This is a genomic window from Rapidithrix thailandica, from assembly GCF_039710355.1.
GTDB classification, from domain to species: Bacteria; Bacteroidota; Bacteroidia; order Cytophagales; family Flammeovirgaceae; genus Rapidithrix; species Rapidithrix thailandica.
Genome location: NZ_JBDKWZ010000009.1, coordinates 1 through 18,336 on the forward strand (window position 1 = coordinate 1; position 18,336 = coordinate 18,336).

Annotated in this window: 13 protein-coding genes; 7 read left to right on the forward strand and 6 right to left on the reverse strand. The window is 42.9% G+C overall.

The window, feature by feature from the left end; all coding sequences use genetic code 11:
• From AAG747_RS16130 to AAG747_RS16155, 6 genes are all read right to left on the reverse strand, one after another.
• Nucleotides 1-1,488 (reverse strand): PAS domain-containing protein (locus AAG747_RS16130; RefSeq protein ID WP_346822231.1); only part of this gene is annotated, 1,488 nt, incomplete at its 3' end.
• A gap of 718 nt (nt 1,489-2,206) precedes the next feature.
• Nucleotides 2,207-3,868: a sensor histidine kinase gene (locus AAG747_RS16135; protein ID WP_346822232.1), complete on the reverse strand. Its 1,662-nt coding sequence runs from the start codon at nt 3,866-3,868 to the stop codon at nt 2,207-2,209.
• A gap of 233 nt (nt 3,869-4,101) precedes the next feature.
• Nucleotides 4,102-5,442, reverse strand: a complete 1,341-nt coding sequence (locus AAG747_RS16140; protein WP_346822233.1) for a serine hydrolase domain-containing protein — start codon at nt 5,440-5,442, stop codon at nt 4,102-4,104.
• Nucleotides 5,443-5,521: 79 nt separating this feature from the next.
• Nucleotides 5,522-5,944 carry a hypothetical protein gene (locus tag AAG747_RS16145; RefSeq protein WP_346822234.1) on the reverse strand — a complete coding sequence of 141 codons (423 nt, stop codon included), beginning with the start codon at nt 5,942-5,944 and terminating at the stop codon, nt 5,522-5,524.
• 36 nt (nt 5,945-5,980) lie between these two features.
• Nucleotides 5,981-6,418 carry a c-type cytochrome gene (locus tag AAG747_RS16150; protein WP_346822235.1) on the reverse strand — a complete coding sequence of 146 codons (438 nt, stop codon included), beginning with the start codon at nt 6,416-6,418 and terminating at the stop codon, nt 5,981-5,983.
• Nucleotides 6,399-7,004, reverse strand: a complete 606-nt coding sequence (locus tag AAG747_RS16155) for an SCO family protein (protein ID WP_346822236.1) — start codon at nt 7,002-7,004, stop codon at nt 6,399-6,401. The genes AAG747_RS16150 and AAG747_RS16155 overlap by 20 nt, the downstream gene beginning before the upstream one ends.
• 298 nt (nt 7,005-7,302) lie before the next feature.
• On the opposite strand from AAG747_RS16155, the gene AAG747_RS16160 reads away from it, so the two are divergent.
• The 7 genes from AAG747_RS16160 to AAG747_RS16190 all read left to right on the forward strand — a co-directional run bounded on the left by AAG747_RS16160 (nt 7,303) and on the right by AAG747_RS16190 (nt 18,313).
• The gene (locus AAG747_RS16160; protein ID WP_346822237.1) at nt 7,303-8,130 is read left to right on the forward strand and encodes a serine O-acetyltransferase; all 828 of its coding nucleotides are present in this window, start codon (nt 7,303-7,305) and stop codon (nt 8,128-8,130) included.
• Nucleotides 8,131-8,240: 110 nt separating this feature from the next.
• Complete coding sequence (gene cysM, locus AAG747_RS16165; protein WP_346822238.1) at nt 8,241-9,137, forward strand: cysteine synthase CysM; 897 nt, start codon at nt 8,241-8,243, stop codon at nt 9,135-9,137.
• 234 nt (nt 9,138-9,371) lie between these two features.
• A complete protein-coding gene (locus AAG747_RS16170) occupies nt 9,372-11,084 on the forward strand; it encodes a glycoside hydrolase family 3 protein (RefSeq protein ID WP_346822239.1) in 1,713 nt (570 codons plus the stop codon).
• Between the two features lie 274 nt (nt 11,085-11,358).
• Nucleotides 11,359-12,603 (forward strand): DUF2264 domain-containing protein, encoded by a 1,245-nt coding sequence (locus tag AAG747_RS16175; RefSeq protein ID WP_346822240.1) that lies wholly within the window; start codon nt 11,359-11,361, stop codon nt 12,601-12,603.
• A 233-nt stretch (nt 12,604-12,836) separates the two neighbouring features.
• Nucleotides 12,837-13,418 carry an RNA polymerase sigma factor gene (locus AAG747_RS16180; RefSeq protein WP_346822241.1) on the forward strand — a complete coding sequence of 194 codons (582 nt, stop codon included), beginning with the start codon at nt 12,837-12,839 and terminating at the stop codon, nt 13,416-13,418.
• Between the two features lie 208 nt (nt 13,419-13,626).
• Entirely contained in the window at nt 13,627-14,598 is a 972-nt protein-coding gene (locus tag AAG747_RS16185; RefSeq protein ID WP_346822242.1) for a FecR family protein, read from the forward strand.
• Nucleotides 14,599-14,743: 145 nt separating this feature from the next.
• Nucleotides 14,744-18,313, forward strand: coding sequence for a SusC/RagA family TonB-linked outer membrane protein (locus AAG747_RS16190; protein ID WP_346822243.1), 3,570 nt, complete (start codon nt 14,744-14,746; stop codon nt 18,311-18,313).
• The last annotated feature ends 23 nt before the right edge of the window (nt 18,314-18,336 follow it).

Here is an 18,336-nt window from a genome sequence, read left to right on the forward strand (position 1 = left end):
CTCATTGATGAGTTGATGCATCTTCAATACATTATTGTTGATGATACTGATAACCCGCTTTCCCTCTTCATCCAGTAGTTCAAAATAATCTTCTTTTAAAATATCGCTGTAACCGGAAATGGCGCTCAATGGGGCCCTTAAGTCATGTGACACGGAGTAATTGAATGCTTCAAGTTCTTGATTGCGCAATTCGATTTCCTGCGTTCGCTTTTTGATTTCTTCTTCCAGGTGGTTGCGTATTTTCTCCAGTTCAGTAGTGCGTTCTTTTACCTTTTGTTCCAGGTTTTCATTCAATACATGAATTTGATTTTCATTTTTTTTCTTTTCGGTAATATCGCGGATGGCTGCCGAGATGAGCTGACCTCCCTCCACATCGATAGGGCTTAAGGCAATTTCAACGGGGAAAAGCGTGCCGTCTTGCCGCTGCCCTTGCAGTTCCAGCCCTTCGCCCATCATCCTGACTTTAGGACTTTGGTTGTATTTCTCTCTGTAAGTTTCATGCCCTTTTCGAAGAACTTCGGGCATGAGCATTTCTACTTGTTGGCCTATCAAAGCTGCTTGGGAGTAGCCGAAAAGTTTTTCGGTTTGGGTATTGGTCAATTGAATGTTACCTTCTTGGTTTACAATGACCATGGCATCGGGAGCGGCCTCCAATAGCTTGCGAAACTTCTTTTCCGAATCAACTAAGGCCTTTTCATTTTTTTTCTTTTCGGTAATATCGCGGATGGCTGCCGAGATGAGTTGATCTCCCTCCACATCGATAGGGCTTAAGGCAATTTCAACGGGGAAAAGCGTGCCGTCTTTCCGCTGCCCTTGCAGTTCCAGCCCTTCGCCCATCATCCTGACTTTAGGATTTCGGTTATAGTTACTTCTAAATGCTTTATGCCCTTTCCTGAGCATTTCGGGCATGAGCACCTCCACTGGCTGGCCTATCAAGGCGGCTTCAGAATAGCCAAAAAGTCTTTCGGTTTGTGTATTGGTCAATTGAATATTCCCTTCCCGGTCTACAATGACCATGGCATCGGGAGCGGCTTCCAATAGTTTGCGAAACTTCTTCTCAGATTTGCTTAAAGCTTCTTCCTTCTTTTTTTGCTTTGTGATATCTCGAAGGATCTTCGTAAACCCAATGACTTCCTGTTGCTCATTATGCAAGGCTGTGATGACTGCATTTCCCCAAAATAATGATCCGTCTTTCCGCAGCCGCCAACCGGAGTGTTCGGCTTTGCCCAGTTTTTTGGCCTGGTCTAAAACCAGTTCCGGAATTTGTTGTTGCCGGGCATCCTCCGGGTAGAATACGCTGAAGTTTTTCCCAATAATTTCCTCGGAAGTATAGCCCTTGATTTTTTCAGCTCCTCGGTTCCAAGTCATCACATTGCCCTGAATGTCCAACATGAAAATGGCATACTCCTCTATCTCGGAAATCATGTTCCAGACAAAGTCTTCCTTCTTTTGTGTGAAGCTTAAGTTTGACGTTTTATTTATATCCATAATTCAAGTATCAGGTGAAGCTGAAAAAAATATAGATTCTATAAAACCGCTAAGTTGTGAATGAAAACTATTGCCAGCTCATTTAAAGGGATTGCATTGGCAGAGCTGATAGAATGATTTCTTGCGAGGTAGGACTTGGTTTTTTTACTCTATGAATGTTAGTAAACAGGTGTAATTGTTTTGTCAACAAAGGGTTCTTCTTTATAGAATTTCTTCTCTTTCTTTTGAAAAATCACCCGGTAGAATTGACCAAATTTTTTGGCAACGCAAAGAATAATAGCATTTAATAAAAAATTGAAAATGATTAACCAGCTTTCCCGATTACCTCACAACTGTTAATTATGGTGATTGCTCAGCTTTAATAGCTTTCTGCTTCAGCCTATAGATTTAACCGGCAATGTTAGTTTCTTCTGATTTATATTTTTTTATGTAATTTCTAGTATACAAAGTTTATGGTTTGTTTTCCTGATCTATAAGGTAGATTATGCACAATATACTTCATTAATATAAAATTTACTAGTGTTTTGGATTAATTTGTATGTAATACAAGGTATTTGCCAGTTCGGGTAAATGGCCGGGTTTAACAAGTTAAAAATACTATTTCTTCCCCTGTTTTTCAAGGTTGTACAATATTTTTAAGCGAGTATTTTTCTATAAAAATGGGTATTTTGGATAGAGGGGATCAGGGATGGACTCCGGGGGAAGGTTACATTTCTCTTTATTTATCACTCAAGGGCTCAGAGAGTTCCTGTAAAGGCTTTTGGGTAGCCGCTTGTGGGTAGTTGTCAAGTGAAAAATAAAATACGGCTCCTTCTCCTTTGGTCGCTTCCGCCCATATTTCTCCATTATGTATTTTAATGATTTTTTGGGCTATAGCCAATCCAATACCCACGCCATCAAACTCATCTTGGTGGTGTAAACGGTGGAAGACCATAAAAAGCTTGTCGTAATGTCGCATATCAAACCCGTCTCCATTATCTTTTATGTAGTAAACCGTCTTATTTGCTTGAGTGAATGCGCCGATCCGGATTTGGGGGGTGGTTTTTTTGGAAGAGTATTTAATAGCATTGGAAATAAGCTTTTCAAGTAGTTGTAAGATTAAGTTTTGGTCTCCATAGGCCGGGGGCAATGATTCAATGGTTACTAGAGGGGTATTTTCCATGGAATCGATGGTTCTTTCCACCACCCTGGTGACTAATTGCTGCATATGGATGCACTTTTTGTCGATACCTTTTTTGGCAATTTCCACAAAGCTCAAGAGAGAATCGATGAGTATTCCCATTTTTTTGCCATTGTGAGAAATGATATATAGAAGCTTTTGTGCTTCCTCATCCAAGGGGTAATCATGCAATAAGATCTGGGCATAACCATCTACAGCCCGGAGAGGGGCTCGCAAATCATGACTGATAGAATAAGAAAAGGATTCTAACTCTTTATTGGAAGTTTCCAATTGTGTGGTCCGGGTTTTCAGGTCTTCGATGGTTTGTAAAAGTTTGGCCTCCGCTTTTTCCCTGGCGGCATCGGCTTCGTTTAAGGAGCGGATAATGGGCATGCAAATGACAAAGAAAAGGACGATGATGCCCAAAGTATAAATGGCCGCACTAAAATCGGAGCCGAATAGCTTCCGCCACTCTAACAACAACAAACTTCCTCCTAGCATTATAGGAATTAAAATGACTGCTACCAGGATTTTCCGGGCGACAACTCCTCCTGCCCGGTGGCTGGTTATATGCCTCATGATGCCTTGGTTAGGATAGCGATAAATAATGGCTTGTCCTATGAGAAAAAAGCTTAAGGAAGTATGAAAGGCCATGGGGATTTTTTTCAAAAAAGCATAGAACACATCTACTACATAAAGATAACCTATGATCGAAAGCAGTGAAATCAATAAAATGGTAGTTGCCAGATAATCAGCAATCCTTTTGCCCGAAACAGTATGTTTATCCATTAAATAAAGCGAAGTCCCTAACAGTACGAAACATGCGGCAGTATTGATGGCTAAACTATTGGACAAATTCTTTTTTTGATCGATAATCAATTCGCTTTTAAATAGAATTGTATCAATGCCATTTTGTACCTCTAATCCGTATTCAAGTAATTTAACCCCCCCAAGTAAGGCTGTGAGAATAGCTAAGAATTTTCCCAGTTGTTTGTACGGCTTTTTTGGAGTGGCTATGAACAGAAAGGCCATGCCTGAAAAGACAAATAACAGGGCCGTCAAAGGGTTCATGGCGACAACCCCAGGAATGATTCTTTTTAAAAAATCAATCGAAAAAAACCAACCTCCTAAAACGGCAATCGCAATTGTAATGACGATGTAAACAAAGATGTATGCACTGATGAAAAATTGTTTTTGGGCTTTACTTGCTAAAGGTTTCATGCGGTTTTGAAGGGGGCACTTAAAGTTAAAAATCTCCCGGGCTTTAATTTTGAGAGGGAATAAGCAAAAGAAACGTATCCTTTTCATCTAAGCCTGGTTAAACGTAAAAGAACAAAAAATACTTAATTATTAGTACTTTTTAATGAATTATCTTTTGTTAATCTTACTCCTTGGCAGGGGGATTTTTTAAGTGAACTCTGTAATTTAGATGGAAATAAAGGAGATGAAAAGGCTCAATCCTTAAATGCTTTCAATACCTTGTTGATAACTCCTTCCATATCATAGTCCTCTTTTCTGAGGGTTTGTCCCAAGCGGACAATGAGCAAACTATGAGAAGGAATTACCATTACAAACTGACCTTCAAACCCGGAGGCGTAGTAAAGGTCATTGGGTAATGAGGGCCAAAAGCGCTTTTCCGGATGGTCTTTTTCCCCGGCATTCAGCCAGAAGTGCGCTCCGTATCGCCCCATTTCAGCGGCAGGGTTTGGCTGTCGGCTGTAGTCTACCCAGCCTTCCGGCAAAATGCGTTCTCCTTCCCACACACCGTCATTTGCATAAAGCAGTCCGAAGCGGGCCCAATCGTGGGCGGAAGCAAACATAAAGGAAGAACCTACATACAATCCGTTCGCATCGCATTCCATTTCGGCACTGTGCATGCCGGTTTTGGCAAAAAGCTCTTGGTAGGGAAAGTTGTGATAGCTGGCTCCAAGAATTTCACGAAGTTTGAAAGAAATGATATTGGTGGTACCGCTGGTATAATCCCAAAAGGTGCCGGGAGGATATTTTAATGGCTTTTTCAATACAAAGTCAGCTACTGAGGGAGAGTCAAATAACATTTGGGTGACATCCGTACGTCCCAGGTATTTTTCTTTGAATCCCAAGCCGCTACTCATTTGCAAAAGTTGATGAATGGTGAGTTGGTTGCGCAGATCACCGGAGGGCCAAAGATTTACCGGTGCATGAATGTCCAGGCGTCCTTGTTTGACCAGGATTCCTACTAAGGCATTGATCACACTTTTGCACATCGACCAACCCGCTTGTGGTAGTTGGGCATCAAACCCTTCGGCATACTTCTCCATCACCAATGTAGAGTGATGAAATACCAGAAATGCCCGGGTGTTGACTTTCTTAGGTTGGTGAAAGGCATAGTCGAAAGCCTGTTCTAATTGCCGGAGGTTTACCACATGGTCTTGCTCCTTTGCATGAAGACGTAATTGTTGAGGAGGGGTGGTAAAGAACTGATCCTTGTCCAAGCAGTTTTTGGTAACGTCTTCCTCTTTGCTGCCCAGCAATAAAGAACAGCCTGTGCCAGGTTTGTATACAGCGGTTTTAGAAAAAAAACCTCCAAGCGATGCCGTTACTTTTCGAGCTTCCTTGTCAATATTTACATTGACGAAGGGTACCAAAGCCAATTCCCCCTGACTCACAGAAGCAGGGTTCCGGCGGGAGGTAAATACACAGGAAGCATATACTTTGGCAACAAAGGCTGTGAGGATCGGACCCAGCCGAAAAAAGATGTATAGAAAAACCAGGCAGAGGGCAAGCAGCAAGGAAAGGGCAATGAAAAGGATCATGAAAGCATCAACTTAGTATGTAGTATGGGAGGGAAACGGAAACCTTCCGGGTTGTCGACAACCCGGAAGGTTTAGAGGGTTATGGGTATTGACTGATAAATTCTTCAGCTGCCTGAATACTGTTGTTCGTAAGCGTTTGCACTTCAGTAATTTTCTCCTTTTCGCTAAGTAAGTACGTTTTTACTTCTTCCGCTGGAGTTTCTTTCGCAGGTTCTTTGTATGCTTTCATCCAGTCCATCATTTCCGCATCGGCTTTTTGTAAGGAAAGGATTAAGTTACGGGCTTTTTCAACCGAAGGAGTATCCGTAGAATCAATTTTTTCGGTGATAATGTTTTCAAGTTGAGTGGAGAGCTCTTGCAAAGTGCCCATTTTGGCCATGGCATCATCGTGAATTTCCATCACTTCTTTGTGCAATGTTTCATTCTCATTTTGTTTTTCACAGCTTGTGAAAACAGCGAACAAACATAGCAGTAGTACATGGGTCAATTGTAGATGTTTCATAAGAAATTAAGTGTTGTTTTTAAATAATTTGCCTTTTTATGGTTGTGAGTTTTTACAATTTTTCAAATGTTTTTTTACCGTGGCAGCACTTACGGGCTTTGCATCATTGCCCCATTGTTGGTTGATATAATTGATAATATTGGCAATTTCCACTTCGGTAAGTTGGGGAATCCCGGGCATGCTCTGATTGTAAGTGGTTCCGTTTACCGTAATTTCACCACTTTGGCCATACCGAATGATACAGGCAATTTTTTCAGGGTGATTGGTCAAATAATCCGAGCCGGCCAAAGGCGGAATTAAACTTTTTAAACCTTCCCCGTTTTCCATATGACAATTGCCGCAATGGGTTTCATAAAGTGCCTGACTGCGGTTGTCCCCTTTGGAGCTAAATAAGAGTGCCATCGGAATGCCTGCCAACAGTGCTACCGGAAGAATGATTTTTAATAATTTGGAACTACTGGGCTTCTTGTCCATGGAGTAATTGCTTGATATCTTGAATCAAATCTTGGGTTTCGATTTCCTGAGTGCCATCGTATACACCCCGTACTTGTCCTTCGGGGTCTACCAGTATAAAGGCTCCACTATGTGCGTAACCTCCGGGAGAATTGGCATCTTCCATGGCGGTAACCATATAGTGTTTGGCCATTTCAAATATTTCTTTTTTGTCGCCGGTCACAAAGCGCCACCGTTGCCGGTCTACCCCCAGTCTTTCGGAGTATTCTTTTAAAACCGGTACGCTGTCGTTGCGGGTATCAATGGAATGAGAAAGCAATAAGAGTTGATCTTGGTCTTTGAACTCCTCATAGACCGTTAGCATTTGCGCTTTCATTTTGGGACAAATGGTAGGGCAAGAAGTAAAGAAAAAGTCTGTAACATAGTATTTCCCTTTGACCGTTTCATTGTTCACTACCTGGCTGTCTTGGTCTACAAATTGAAATGAACGGGTAACCTTTCCAATTACTGGCAAAGTTTGCTTTTCTTTTGCTGTCTGACAAGAAGCGCTTAACCCTAATAGGATCAACAGACCGAAACCGATATACTGACTAATAAGCTTGTTCATGTTATGTGCTTGTTAATTTTTAGTACTATTTGAATTAGTTATATATAAATTCAGTTTAAGGGTAAAATTTCAAGATAACGAGAGTATCTTTGACGTGATACATGAGTGAGGAGTTGAAACTGTTTTTCACTCTGAAACTTAACGACTTTCCATAACACCAATAATTGTCTGCAAAGGGAGTATTTTATAGTGAAATCCTTTCAGATACAAACCTACTATCCAATTGGGGAAAACCATATGTTTTCCTGCTCCTTTCTCATCACATAAACTATTGGTGAATCCTAATTCAAATGTAAACATGAAAGCCGACTTTATTAAGGAATTGCAAAAAAGGCATGAGAACACAACGATTTTTCCCCCAACGTCTACCATTTGTAAATTAATTACCCGGATTCTGTTGATCATGTTTCCGGAGCAAACGAAACGGAGGCTGCGTTCGGTGAAGGATCTTGAACGGGCTTTTCGAAATATAGAAAATCAGTTGACGGAAATTTTAAAACCCATCTCCGAACAATTGGACGATACTCCCGAGCGGGTTACCAGAGCTTTCATGGAGAAGCTGCCGGAAATTTATCAGCTCTTACAAACGGACATCGTAGCAATTGAACGGGGCGATCCTGCAGCAAAAAGTACCTATGAAGTGATCCGGGCTTACCCGGGGTTTTATGCCATCGCCTTTTTTCGCTTAGCGCATGGGTTGTTTGAATTGAATGTGCCTTTGCTACCCCGCACCATTACCGAATATGCCCATTCAAAAACCGGAATCGATATCCATCCCGGAGCGACTATCGGATCCCCTTTCTGCATAGATCATGGCACCGGAATCGTCATCGGAGAAACTTCCGTCATCGGGAAACACGTGAAGGTGTACCAAGGGGTGACGATCGGGGCCTTGAGTGTTTCTAAAGAATTGGCACTGACCAAACGGCATCCCACCATTCAAGACAATGTGGTGATCTACTCCGGAGCAACCATCTTAGGAGGGGAAACTGTGATTGGGCATGATAGCATCATCGGGGGAAATGTATTTTTAACCAAAAGTGTGCCTCCGCTGTCCACAGTGTATCACCAACCGCAAACCAAAGTAAGGCCTTCTGAAAAGGTGCCGCTCACGGCAAATAATTAACAGGAACACAGCAGCATCCGTATAAGCCGTAGGGGTAGTAATAGCTTCATGCTATAGATCCTGCTATTCTTTACCTTTATAAAACACTAACCAGCAATCATTTTTCAATTATGTCATCATTATTAGATTTTGTAGGAAATACACCTTTGGTGCAGGTGCGTCATATCGTACAAAAACCAAAGGTGAAATTATACGCCAAGTTAGAAGGTCATAACCCTGGTGGGAGTGTGAAAGATCGGGCTGCGTATGGTATGATTAAAGGAGCCTTGGACAGAGGGGAATTAAAACCGGGAATGAAACTGATTGAAGCTACCAGCGGAAATACGGGAATCGCCTTGGCAATGATTGCCCGTTTGTTTGACTTGGATATCGAACTGGTGATGCCGGAGAATGCCACCCGGGAACGCGTCATGACCATGAAGGCATTTGGGGCCAAAGTGACATTGACTCCTCAGAAGGAATCAATGGAAGGGGCGATTGATTACGCTCATGCGAAAGTGGCTGAAGGTGGGTATTTGATGTTGAATCAATTTGCCAATCCGGATAATTACGGAGCACACTACCGGACTACCGGCCCGGAGATCTGGAAAGATACCCAAGGGAAAATTACCCACTTTGTGTCAGCGATGGGGACTACCGGGACGATCATGGGAGTGTCCCGCTTTATGAAAGAGCAAAACCCCAATGTCCAAATTATCGGTGCACAACCGGCTGACGGTTCGCAGATACCAGGCATTCGCAAATGGCAGGAGGCTTATTTACCTAAAATATTTGAACGGGACCGTGTGGACCGTGTCATCGAAGTCTCTCAGGCAGAAGCCACTCAAATGACCCGTAGACTAGCCCAAGAAGAGGGCATTTTTGCCGGGATGAGTAGTGGAGGGGCAGTAGCTGTCGCCACCAAGTTGATCGAAGAACTGGAGGAAGGGATAGTGGTTTGTATCATTTGTGATAAAGGAGACCGTTACTTATCCTCCGATTTGTTTTCCTCCGGAGAGAAGGGTTGATTTGTCGGTTTTTTCAAGAATCTATCTCAACCATCAAATTGACACCTCCTTCTATATGTAAAGGAGGAGGTGTCCGCTAACGTAGGTTGATAGGTTACACTCATTAAAATAGATCCAATCTGTTGTGAAGTTTCCTGCTTGAATTTCAATTGCTTCATTCAGTTTTCTTTTCTAATCCTCAAATAGGAAAAAAAGCTTTGATTGACTAATTTGGAGGGGAACAATTATACCTCTATGAAAAAAACTCCTTTTCACTCGTACCTTCAATCGGAGTGGGTCCAAAGTCAATTAAAACGTCTGAGTCTTGAAGAAAAAATTGCTCAATTAATTCATATTGCAGCGTATTCGAACCGGGACGAATCCCACTATCAAAAAGTTTTATCTCTTGTTAAAACCTATAAGATCGGAGGCTTGATCTTTTTTCAAGGTCATCCGCTCAAACAAGCCGAACTGACCAACCTGTATCAGGAACACAGTGATATCCCTTTGATGATATCGATGGATGCCGAATGGGGTTTGGGAATGCGCCTGGACGATACGTTGAGCTTTCCTTATCAAATGGCCTTGGGGGCTTTGCAAGACAATCGCCTGATTTATGAAATGGGAGCGGAAATAGCCCGTCAATGTAGCAGGCTAGGGATGCAGGTGAATTTTGCTCCGGTAGTGGATATTAACAATAACCCGGCAAATCCGGTAATCGGTTTTCGCTCTTTCGGAGAAGAGAAGGAAGCCGTAGTACAAAAGGCCAAAGCGTATATGCAGGGTATGCAAGACCAAGGGGTTATGGCTTCTGCCAAACATTTTCCCGGTCATGGAGATACCGCTACCGATTCTCATTTTGACCTTCCTGTGATTCATCACAACAAAGCCCGTCTGGAAGAAGTAGAACTATACCCTTTTCGAGCGCTTATTGACGAAGGAATAGGAAGTATGATGGTCGCCCACTTGCAAATTCCTGCATTGGATGACCGCGAAAACACGCCTTCTACCGTTTCCAAGCCCATTGTTACCGGGTTGCTGAAAGAAAAAATGGGCTTTGAAGGCTTGGCTTTTACCGATGCGTTGGATATGAAAGGTATTGCGAACCTGTACGAACCCGGAGAGGTGGATTTGAAAGCTTTTTTAGCAGGGAATGATGTCTTGTTATTTTCGGAAGATGTGCCAACTGCCGTAGAAAAAATTGCCCGGGCAGTTCGCGCTGGTGAAGTTGCCGAAGAGGAACTGGATTTGCGTTGTGCAAAGAACCTGGCCGCTAAGCAATGGTTGGGTTTGACCAGCCACCAACCGGTTGTTCTGGAAAACCTGGTGGAAGACTTGCATCCCCAATCAGCGATCGAGTTAAATCAACAATTGGCCGATCAAAGTGTTACATTATTGAAAAAGCAGTCCACAGGCTTTCCTATGGCTCATTTGGCGGAGGAGCGATGGGCCTCTATAGCCTTCGTATGCCAGACAGAAACTTCCGCTTCAGGCGCCTTACAACATCATACCATAGACAAAGGCTTCCAAGAAAACACAGAGAGTTCTCTGGTATTTTTGCAGCAATTATTGGAAAAGCAACTTCCTGGGAAAGTCAGCCATTACCAGGTTTTCAGTCAAGATAAAAAGAACCTCGACATTGCTCAACTTCTGGAGCAATACGACCGGGTACTTGTGAGTATTCACGGCTTGAAAATGAAGGCATTGGACAATTTTGGACTTTCTCCTGATTTTATTGAAAAACTAAATCGTTTGGCCGCTTCCGGAAAGGCAACCATTTGTTGGTTAGGCAATCCGTATGCTTTGGGTTTGATTGAAAAGAGCCACCAGGCCCGGGAGGTTCTGTTAACGTATCAAGAATCAAGTTATACACAACAGGCGGCGGCTAATTGGCTATTGGGCAAGTTGCAACCTCAAGGCAAGTTGCCTGTTACAGTCAACCAACACTTTGTAAGAGGGCAGGGTTAATAAGCTCTTTCGAAGTAGTTAAAGAGCCTTCTTCATATTCACTATGGGGAAGGTTTTCAATGGCTTTCGGAAAAAGGAGGAAGCTGTGGCTTTAAAAGATTCACCCTGTCTCTTTCACTTGAAAGTCGTATTTTCCTAAAATATTCTCTATTTTTATATGTGTTAATCAAAGACCGCTATGGGTTTTTGATGGATATAAATGTTAGTTGTATATAGCAAATAAGCTGTTTTTGGGATAAAAAAGTACTGGTACTTAATGATGAAATAAATAGATATGAAAAGAAGAGATTTTACCAAAGTATTGCCTGCATTTGCTGCGGTTCCGGCTATTTCGGTTTCTGCTTTCGGAGCCTCTGATTCCCCGGTAAAAAATAAATCCGAGCGCGATTTTTGGGTAGAAACTATACAATCGATTGCAGATCCTTTGCTAAAAGCCTTGGCAAAGGGAAAGTTGAAAGAAAAAATGCCCGTAGAGGCCCGGAAGGGCAGTGAAGAAGGCCGGAAAAAAGTGACGTACCTGGAAGCTTTTGGCCGCTTATTGGCAGGAATGGCTCCTTGGTTGGAATTAGGGGAGGAGGACAGTAAAGAGGGCAAACTCCGGGAAAAATACATTCGCCTGGTACATAAAGCTACGGAACGGGCCGTGAACCCCAAATCACCGGACTTTATGAACTTTACGGAAGGGTATCAACCCTTGGTAGATGCCGCTTTTTTGGCCCACGCTTTTCTCAGAGCCCCTAAGCAACTGTGGGAAAGGCTGGATGACAAGGTGAAACAACAAGTGCTCGAAGCGATGCGATCATCCAGGGAGATTACCCCTTGGTACAATAACTGGCTGTTGTTTAGCGCCACCATTGAAGCCTTTTTTCTCAAGTTTGATCAACAGTGGGATGAAATGCGAGTGGATTATGCCGTCCGTCAGCATTTGGATTGGTACAAAGGAGACGGAATGTATGGAGACGGTCCTGACTTCCATTGGGACTATTACAATAGTTTTGTGATTCAACCCATGTTATTGGACATCGTAAAAGTGCTTAAAGAGAAAAACAAGCGCCTGGGCAAACAATATGAAACCTTATTGAAACGCTCTCAGCGCTATGCGGCAATTCAGGAGCGGTTAATTTCCCCGGAAGGTACCTTTCCGCCTATTGGGCGCTCCTTACCCTATCGTTTTGGGGCATTTCAACTATTAGGACAAATTGCCCTGGAGCATCAATTGCCCAAAGAGGTCAAACCGGCGCAAGTAAGAGGAGCTTTGACCGCTGTGATCCGGCGAATGATTCAGGCGGAAGGGACTTTTGATAAAAACGGATGGCTGAAAATCGGTTTTTGCGGACACCAGCCGGACATTGCGGAAAGCTATATTTCTACAGGTAGTTTGTACCTCTGCTCTGTAGGGCTGTTGCCACTGGGACTCCCCGAAAACGATCCTTTCTGGACTGCCCCTGCAGAAGACTGGACCGCCAAAAAAGTATGGAAAGGTGTCGATATTCCGGCAGACCATGCCTTGTACGGATAATGACAGGAAAGAGGTTAAGAAGGGACCGGCTCTTCTTAACCTGTTCTTCTATAGTGTCGGGGAGGCATTCGGAATTTTGAAAATTTATCTATATTTGAATGACTCTCAGCAATGATCAATCACTTCTAAAAGGCCGGATCTATTTTGTATTCAAACACTCCCATTAGATTTTGGTAAGGAGAAGACTATTTATTTTTAAGAATATGAATTTGAGAAACTAACAATGTAAGGGAATGGAAGGCATGGACGATATAAGCTTATTTAAGGCTCTTCAGCAAAATGACGAACGGGCATTCAAGTTGTTGTACAACCGCTACTGGGAGACAATTTATTACCTTGCCCTGCACAAAACGCAATCTCCAACAGATGCTGAAGACCTTACCCACGAAGTATTTTTGGATCTTTGGAAAAACCGGAAAAAAACCACGATTCAAAGCTCCTTTGCCGCCTATATTACCACGGCTGTAAAGTACAAAGTCTTTCGTTGGATAGATGCCAAATCAGTCAGAAGAAAGCATGCCCGTCATCTGAAAAAGACCGCACCTTTGGAGTATAACCCAGTGGAGCAACAACTTACCTTTAAAGAATTGTATCAGCAGATTGAGCAGAATATTGACAAGTTGCCTGAGAAATGCCGCCTGGTATTCAGGCTGAGCCGTGAACAAAATTATACGGCAAAGGAAATAGCACAACAACTCAATGTATCACCCAATACCGCTCAAAATCATATCAACAAAGCTTTGAAAATCCTGAGGTTAGAGCTGAAAGAATTTTTGCTCTTGGTATTTTTCCTTTCCTATTGGATTGGGAAATAAACGATTGATTAATAGTGTCTTATATTTGTTATGGTTTGAATAAACCTTCCTCCCAAAAGAATATTTGCTCCTTTTTTAAAAAAAATCACTGGTTGAGTAGTTGTTCCCCTTGACTTACCTCACTATATGGTAAAGGTCATCTCTCTTTAAGAGATACTATGCTAAAGTGATCCGCTATTGACAATAGCATTTAACTACGAAACAGATAATGAGTAACAAGGAACGAATTAGCCAATTGGTGAATAAGCTAATGACCGGGAGCATTACAAAGAGCGAATTACAAGAGCTTAATGAATGGTATGACACTTTTGAAGAAGCCCCGTTGGAGTTACCCGGAAAAAGAGAGGATCTTCAAGACCGAATCTATCAAAGGCTTCAAAAAGACCTTCACAAGCCCCGTGTTGCAAAAGCGAAGAAGGACCAATGGAAATATTATATGGGTGTGGCAGCCAGCTTACTACTGATGGGAGTAATGGCTTATGGCTTCATGACCTATTTGAACCTAAAAGAGGGAGAACAACCAGAAGTAACCTATTTAACCACAGAGAATCCATCGGGGCGTTTCACAAATGTGAAATTGCCCGATGGCTCGAAAGTGCGCTTGTACGCGGAAAGTAGTTTACGTTATCCGGAACAATTTACCGGGAATACCCGGGAAGTTTGGTTGAATGGAAAGGCCTATTTTGAAGTTTCTCCGGATACCAATAAGGCATTTATCGTACACTCCCAAGGTTTTTACACCAAGGTACTTGGGACTTCTTTTAATGTAAAAAGTGGAAAAAAGATAGAAGTGTCGTTGGTAGAAGGCCGTGTGGAAGTAGGAAATAACAACCTGCAAACCACAGGCGATGCCGTAGTGCTTGCTCCGGGAGAAAAGGCTGTGTGCCAACCCAAAACGGTAAAAATCAGCAAACAGAAATTGGATTATTGGAGCGATGTAGCTTGGAAAGACGGGGTGTTATATTTTGAAAATGCCACCTATGAAGAAGTTAAAGAAAGGCTGGAGAGCTGGTATGGGGTAAAAATTACAGAGAGCAACACCCGGTCCGTTCAATGGAATTATCAGGGGAAATTTAAGAAAGCCAGTTTGGAAAGGGTACTGGAGCGAATTGCTTATGCGGAAAACATTGAATTTAAAATAGAAGGAAAATCAGTTGTAATCACCTTTAAACACAAATAACATGGAGAAACTCTACGGATTTACTTAAAAAAACCGGTGACAGATTACTACCACCGGCCTCTGTCTCTACCCGGTAAATGTTGGCGCATTCGGGGTAGAAGCAGATTGACAATGAATTATTACTTAATAATCATCCCTTAAAATTATGAAAAATAAACTACTACGAGTAATCATCATGTGCTCAATTTACTCAATGGTAGGTTTAGTAGTACAGACCATGCTTCTGACTGTGCTACTGGCTTCGCCAAATTACGCTCAAAAGGGAAAGAGTGTGAAAGAAATTTACCTGACACTCCGGCTGAAAAACGCAGATTTGCAGACGGTGATTCAGGAAATTGAGGACCAAACCGACTTTTACTTTTCATACGATTTGAAACATCTGGATTCCCGGCGTTTATTTACATTTAACTCCAGGAAAATTTCCTTGAACAAAGTTCTGCAGGAGCTTGCCAAACAAGGCTCATTGAATATACGCAGAATTAACAATGCCATAGACCTGAAAAAAGCGAGTGAGAGGAATAGGGGGTTGGAGGAAATAATGACTCCGGTACAGGACGTGGTGGTATCGGGGAAAGTCACCTCGGGAGAAAACGGAGAGCCTTTGCCAGGAGTAAGTATCCTGCAAAAAGGTACTACCAAAGGAACCAGTACGGACTTTGAGGGCCGTTATTCCTTAAGGGTTCCGGAAGATGCAATTTTGCAATTCAGTTTTATCGGTTACCAGACCAAAGAAGTGACCGTAGGAAACCAAACGACTATCAATGTGGTCCTGCCTTTGGATATGGCAGAATTGGAGGAAGTGGTGGTCGTTGGATATGGCGTCCAGAAAAAAGAAAATCTCACCGGAGCTGTTGAGGTAATTTCCAATGAGCAAATTGAAAACAGACAGTCTCCCACGGTTTCCCAGTTGTTGCAAGGACAATCTCCGGGGTTAACATTCTCTGTAAACAATAATGGATTTCAGCCGGGGGCCAACGTAGGAATAGACATCAGGGGCATTGGTTCCTTAAATGGAGGAGAACCGTATGTGATCATCGATGGAATACCCGGGGATATGAACCGGTTAAACCCGGAGGATATTGAATCCATTTCCGTATTAAAAGATGCGGCAGCCTCTGCGATTTATGGGGCGCGTGCTCCGTTTGGTGTGATATTAATTACAACCAAATCGGGAACCGCCAATCAGAAAATCACGGCTACTTATTCGGGGAGTGTTTCGTTCGCCTCTCCTCAGCGTCTTCCCGAAATGCTGGATTCGCATACACATGCCCGGGTGCTCAACGAAGCTGGGGTACATGGTCGTGGTGGCCAGCCCTACTCCAATGAAGTGATTGACCGGATTGTAGCTTACCAAGAGGGCGATTTTGACTATCTCAAACAGTTTACTGTGCCCGATGCCATTTACTATGAAACCATGCCAAGACCGAATGGTACTTGGGGCTTCAATCAAAATGGCAATGCGAATTACGATTGGTTTGACGAATATTATGGCAATGCCTTGAACCAAAAACATAACTTATCTTTCCAAGGAGGAGGACAAAAAACATCTTTTTACTTCTCCGCCGGTTATTTGGGGCAAGAAGGGGTGTTGAACTATGGCACGGACACCTATGAAAGGGTGAATGTAATGGGGAAAGTGAAAACCAAAATAACGGACTGGTGGGATTTTTCCTATCAACCCCGGTTTATGAAAAGCAATAGGGTGATTCCGAATATGGATAAACAAGGGTCATACGATTTGATTTTTCATCAAATTGCCCGTACCATGCCCAGCAATGCCAAGTACGATGGCTATGGCAATATTATGATCCAATCCAAAATTCCCTGGGTGGATAACGGGGGAACGGATAATATAGAAGTTACGGAAAACTGGCAAACCTTTTCTACGGAACTCCGCCCGTTGAAAGGATGGAAAGTCAATGCAGATTTTGCTTACAAGTCCGTAGATTATTTCAGGTCTGATCAGGAGTTGACGGTATATGATCACTTAGTAGATAAAAGTACCATTCCCAGTGGGAATACGGTGCCTAGCAATATTCAACAATACCATCAAAGCAACAGTTATTGGACTTCCAATATCTATTCTTCGTACAGTCTTACGATCAAGGAGCAGCATAATTTTATGCTCTTAGGTGGGATGCAATTTGAAGTAAACAAAGGGCGAAGCCTAGATGTGATTAAAAACAATATCCTGGTGCAGGATGTACTTTCTTTACAAACCGCTACCGGTGAACCCGCTGCCACAGAGAGTTTAAGTCACTGGGCGACACAAGGGTTTTTTGGACGGTTTACATACGATTTTAAAGGCAAATACTTAGTGGAAGCCAATGTAAGAAGAGACGGGACTTCAAGGTTTAGAGAAGGCAATCGTTGGGGCTTTTTCCCTTCCTTTTCCGTAGGATGGAATGTACATGAAGAACCGTTTTGGAAGGGCTTGAACAAAATTGTAAATACCCTGAAATTTAGGGGCTCGTGGGGAGAGCTAGGCAATCAGAATGTAACCGCTTATCAAGATTTGGCCTTGATTCCGCTCCGTTCAAGTGCTTTGAACTGGATTTTTGATTATGGGCAAACCCGGCCCGTAGGGTATACTGGCACACCAAGCTTAGTCAGTCCCGATTTGACTTGGGAAACCGTAAGTACTAAAAACGTAGGGATAGATGCCGGTTTTTTCAAGAATAAGTTGAAAGTGAATTTTGATGTATTTGAAAGAGAAACAAGTAATATGATTGGTCCCTCGGAGGCCCAACCGGGGGTGTTGGGAGCATCACTGCCTCAGGCCAATAATGCAACCTTGCGTACCAGGGGATGGGAATTGGCTGTGAGATGGAGTCAAACATTAAACAATCAACTTACCTACTATATTACCACCAGTTTGTATGACAGCAGGGCAGTGGTCACCAAATATTTGAATCCTACCGGAACGCTATCCTCTTGGTATGAAGGCAGGGAGCAGGGAGAAATCTGGGGATATACTGTAAACGATTTATACCGCTCACAAGAGGAAGTGGATGCCTATACTGAAGAAATGGACTTAACGGCTATTTGGGGAGGAACCTGGCGGCCCGGAGATGTGAAATATGAGGATACCAATGGCGATGGTGCTGTGAACAATGGCTCTTACACAGTGGATGACCATGGTGATTTGTCTATTATCGGAAATAGCACTCCGCATTATCAGTACGGGATATCTGCCGGGGTGAATTTCAAAGGTTTTGATTTCTCTATGTTATGGCAAGGAACTGCTAAAAGAGACTTGTATTTTAATGGAGATCAAAATATGTATTGGGGTTTCAGAACCTGGAACCAATCCTCTTTATTCCCCGAGCATCTTGATTACTACAGAGATCAAGAAGGGGATAAATATATAGGAGTGGCTATGGGAGCTGACAACCTTAATACCGATGCCTTTTGGCCCAGACCTTATATCCACAACGGGGAAAACAATAAAAACAGGATCGCCTCCACAAGGTATTTGGCCAATGGGGCTTACCTCAGGTTGCAGAATGTACAACTTGGATACAACCTCCCGGAGACTTTTTTAAACAAACTCAGCCTTCAGAAATTAAGGGTGTATGCCTCCGGGGAGAATTTGTTCACCATCACCAAACTGCCTAAAGGCATCGACCCGGTTGCGATAAATAGTACCAGGGGAGTGGGGAAGACCTATGGAGCCGACCGGATTATTTCACTGGGTTTGACTGTCACTTATTAACCGTTTTCTCATTTTAAGCTTGA

Coding starts and splice junctions, on each gene's coding strand:
- AAG747_RS16170 (WP_346822239.1), top strand. CDS start 9,372: ATGAAAAAAACTCCTTTTCACTCGTACCTTCAATCGGAGTGGGTCCAA.
- AAG747_RS16190 (WP_346822243.1), top strand. CDS start 14,744: ATGAAAAATAAACTACTACGAGTAATCATCATGTGCTCAATTTACTCA.
- AAG747_RS16160 (WP_346822237.1), top strand. CDS start 7,303: ATGAAAGCCGACTTTATTAAGGAATTGCAAAAAAGGCATGAGAACACA.
- AAG747_RS16155 (WP_346822236.1), bottom strand. CDS start 7,004: ATGAACAAGCTTATTAGTCAGTATATCGGTTTCGGTCTGTTGATCCTA.
- cysM (WP_346822238.1), top strand. CDS start 8,241: ATGTCATCATTATTAGATTTTGTAGGAAATACACCTTTGGTGCAGGTG.
- AAG747_RS16145 (WP_346822234.1), bottom strand. CDS start 5,944: ATGAAACATCTACAATTGACCCATGTACTACTGCTATGTTTGTTCGCT.
- AAG747_RS16185 (WP_346822242.1), top strand. CDS start 13,627: ATGAGTAACAAGGAACGAATTAGCCAATTGGTGAATAAGCTAATGACC.
- AAG747_RS16140 (WP_346822233.1), bottom strand. CDS start 5,442: ATGATCCTTTTCATTGCCCTTTCCTTGCTGCTTGCCCTCTGCCTGGTT.
- AAG747_RS16175 (WP_346822240.1), top strand. CDS start 11,359: ATGAAAAGAAGAGATTTTACCAAAGTATTGCCTGCATTTGCTGCGGTT.
- AAG747_RS16150 (WP_346822235.1), bottom strand. CDS start 6,418: ATGGACAAGAAGCCCAGTAGTTCCAAATTATTAAAAATCATTCTTCCG.
- AAG747_RS16180 (WP_346822241.1), top strand. CDS start 12,837: ATGGAAGGCATGGACGATATAAGCTTATTTAAGGCTCTTCAGCAAAAT.
- AAG747_RS16135 (WP_346822232.1), bottom strand. CDS start 3,868: ATGAAACCTTTAGCAAGTAAAGCCCAAAAACAATTTTTCATCAGTGCA.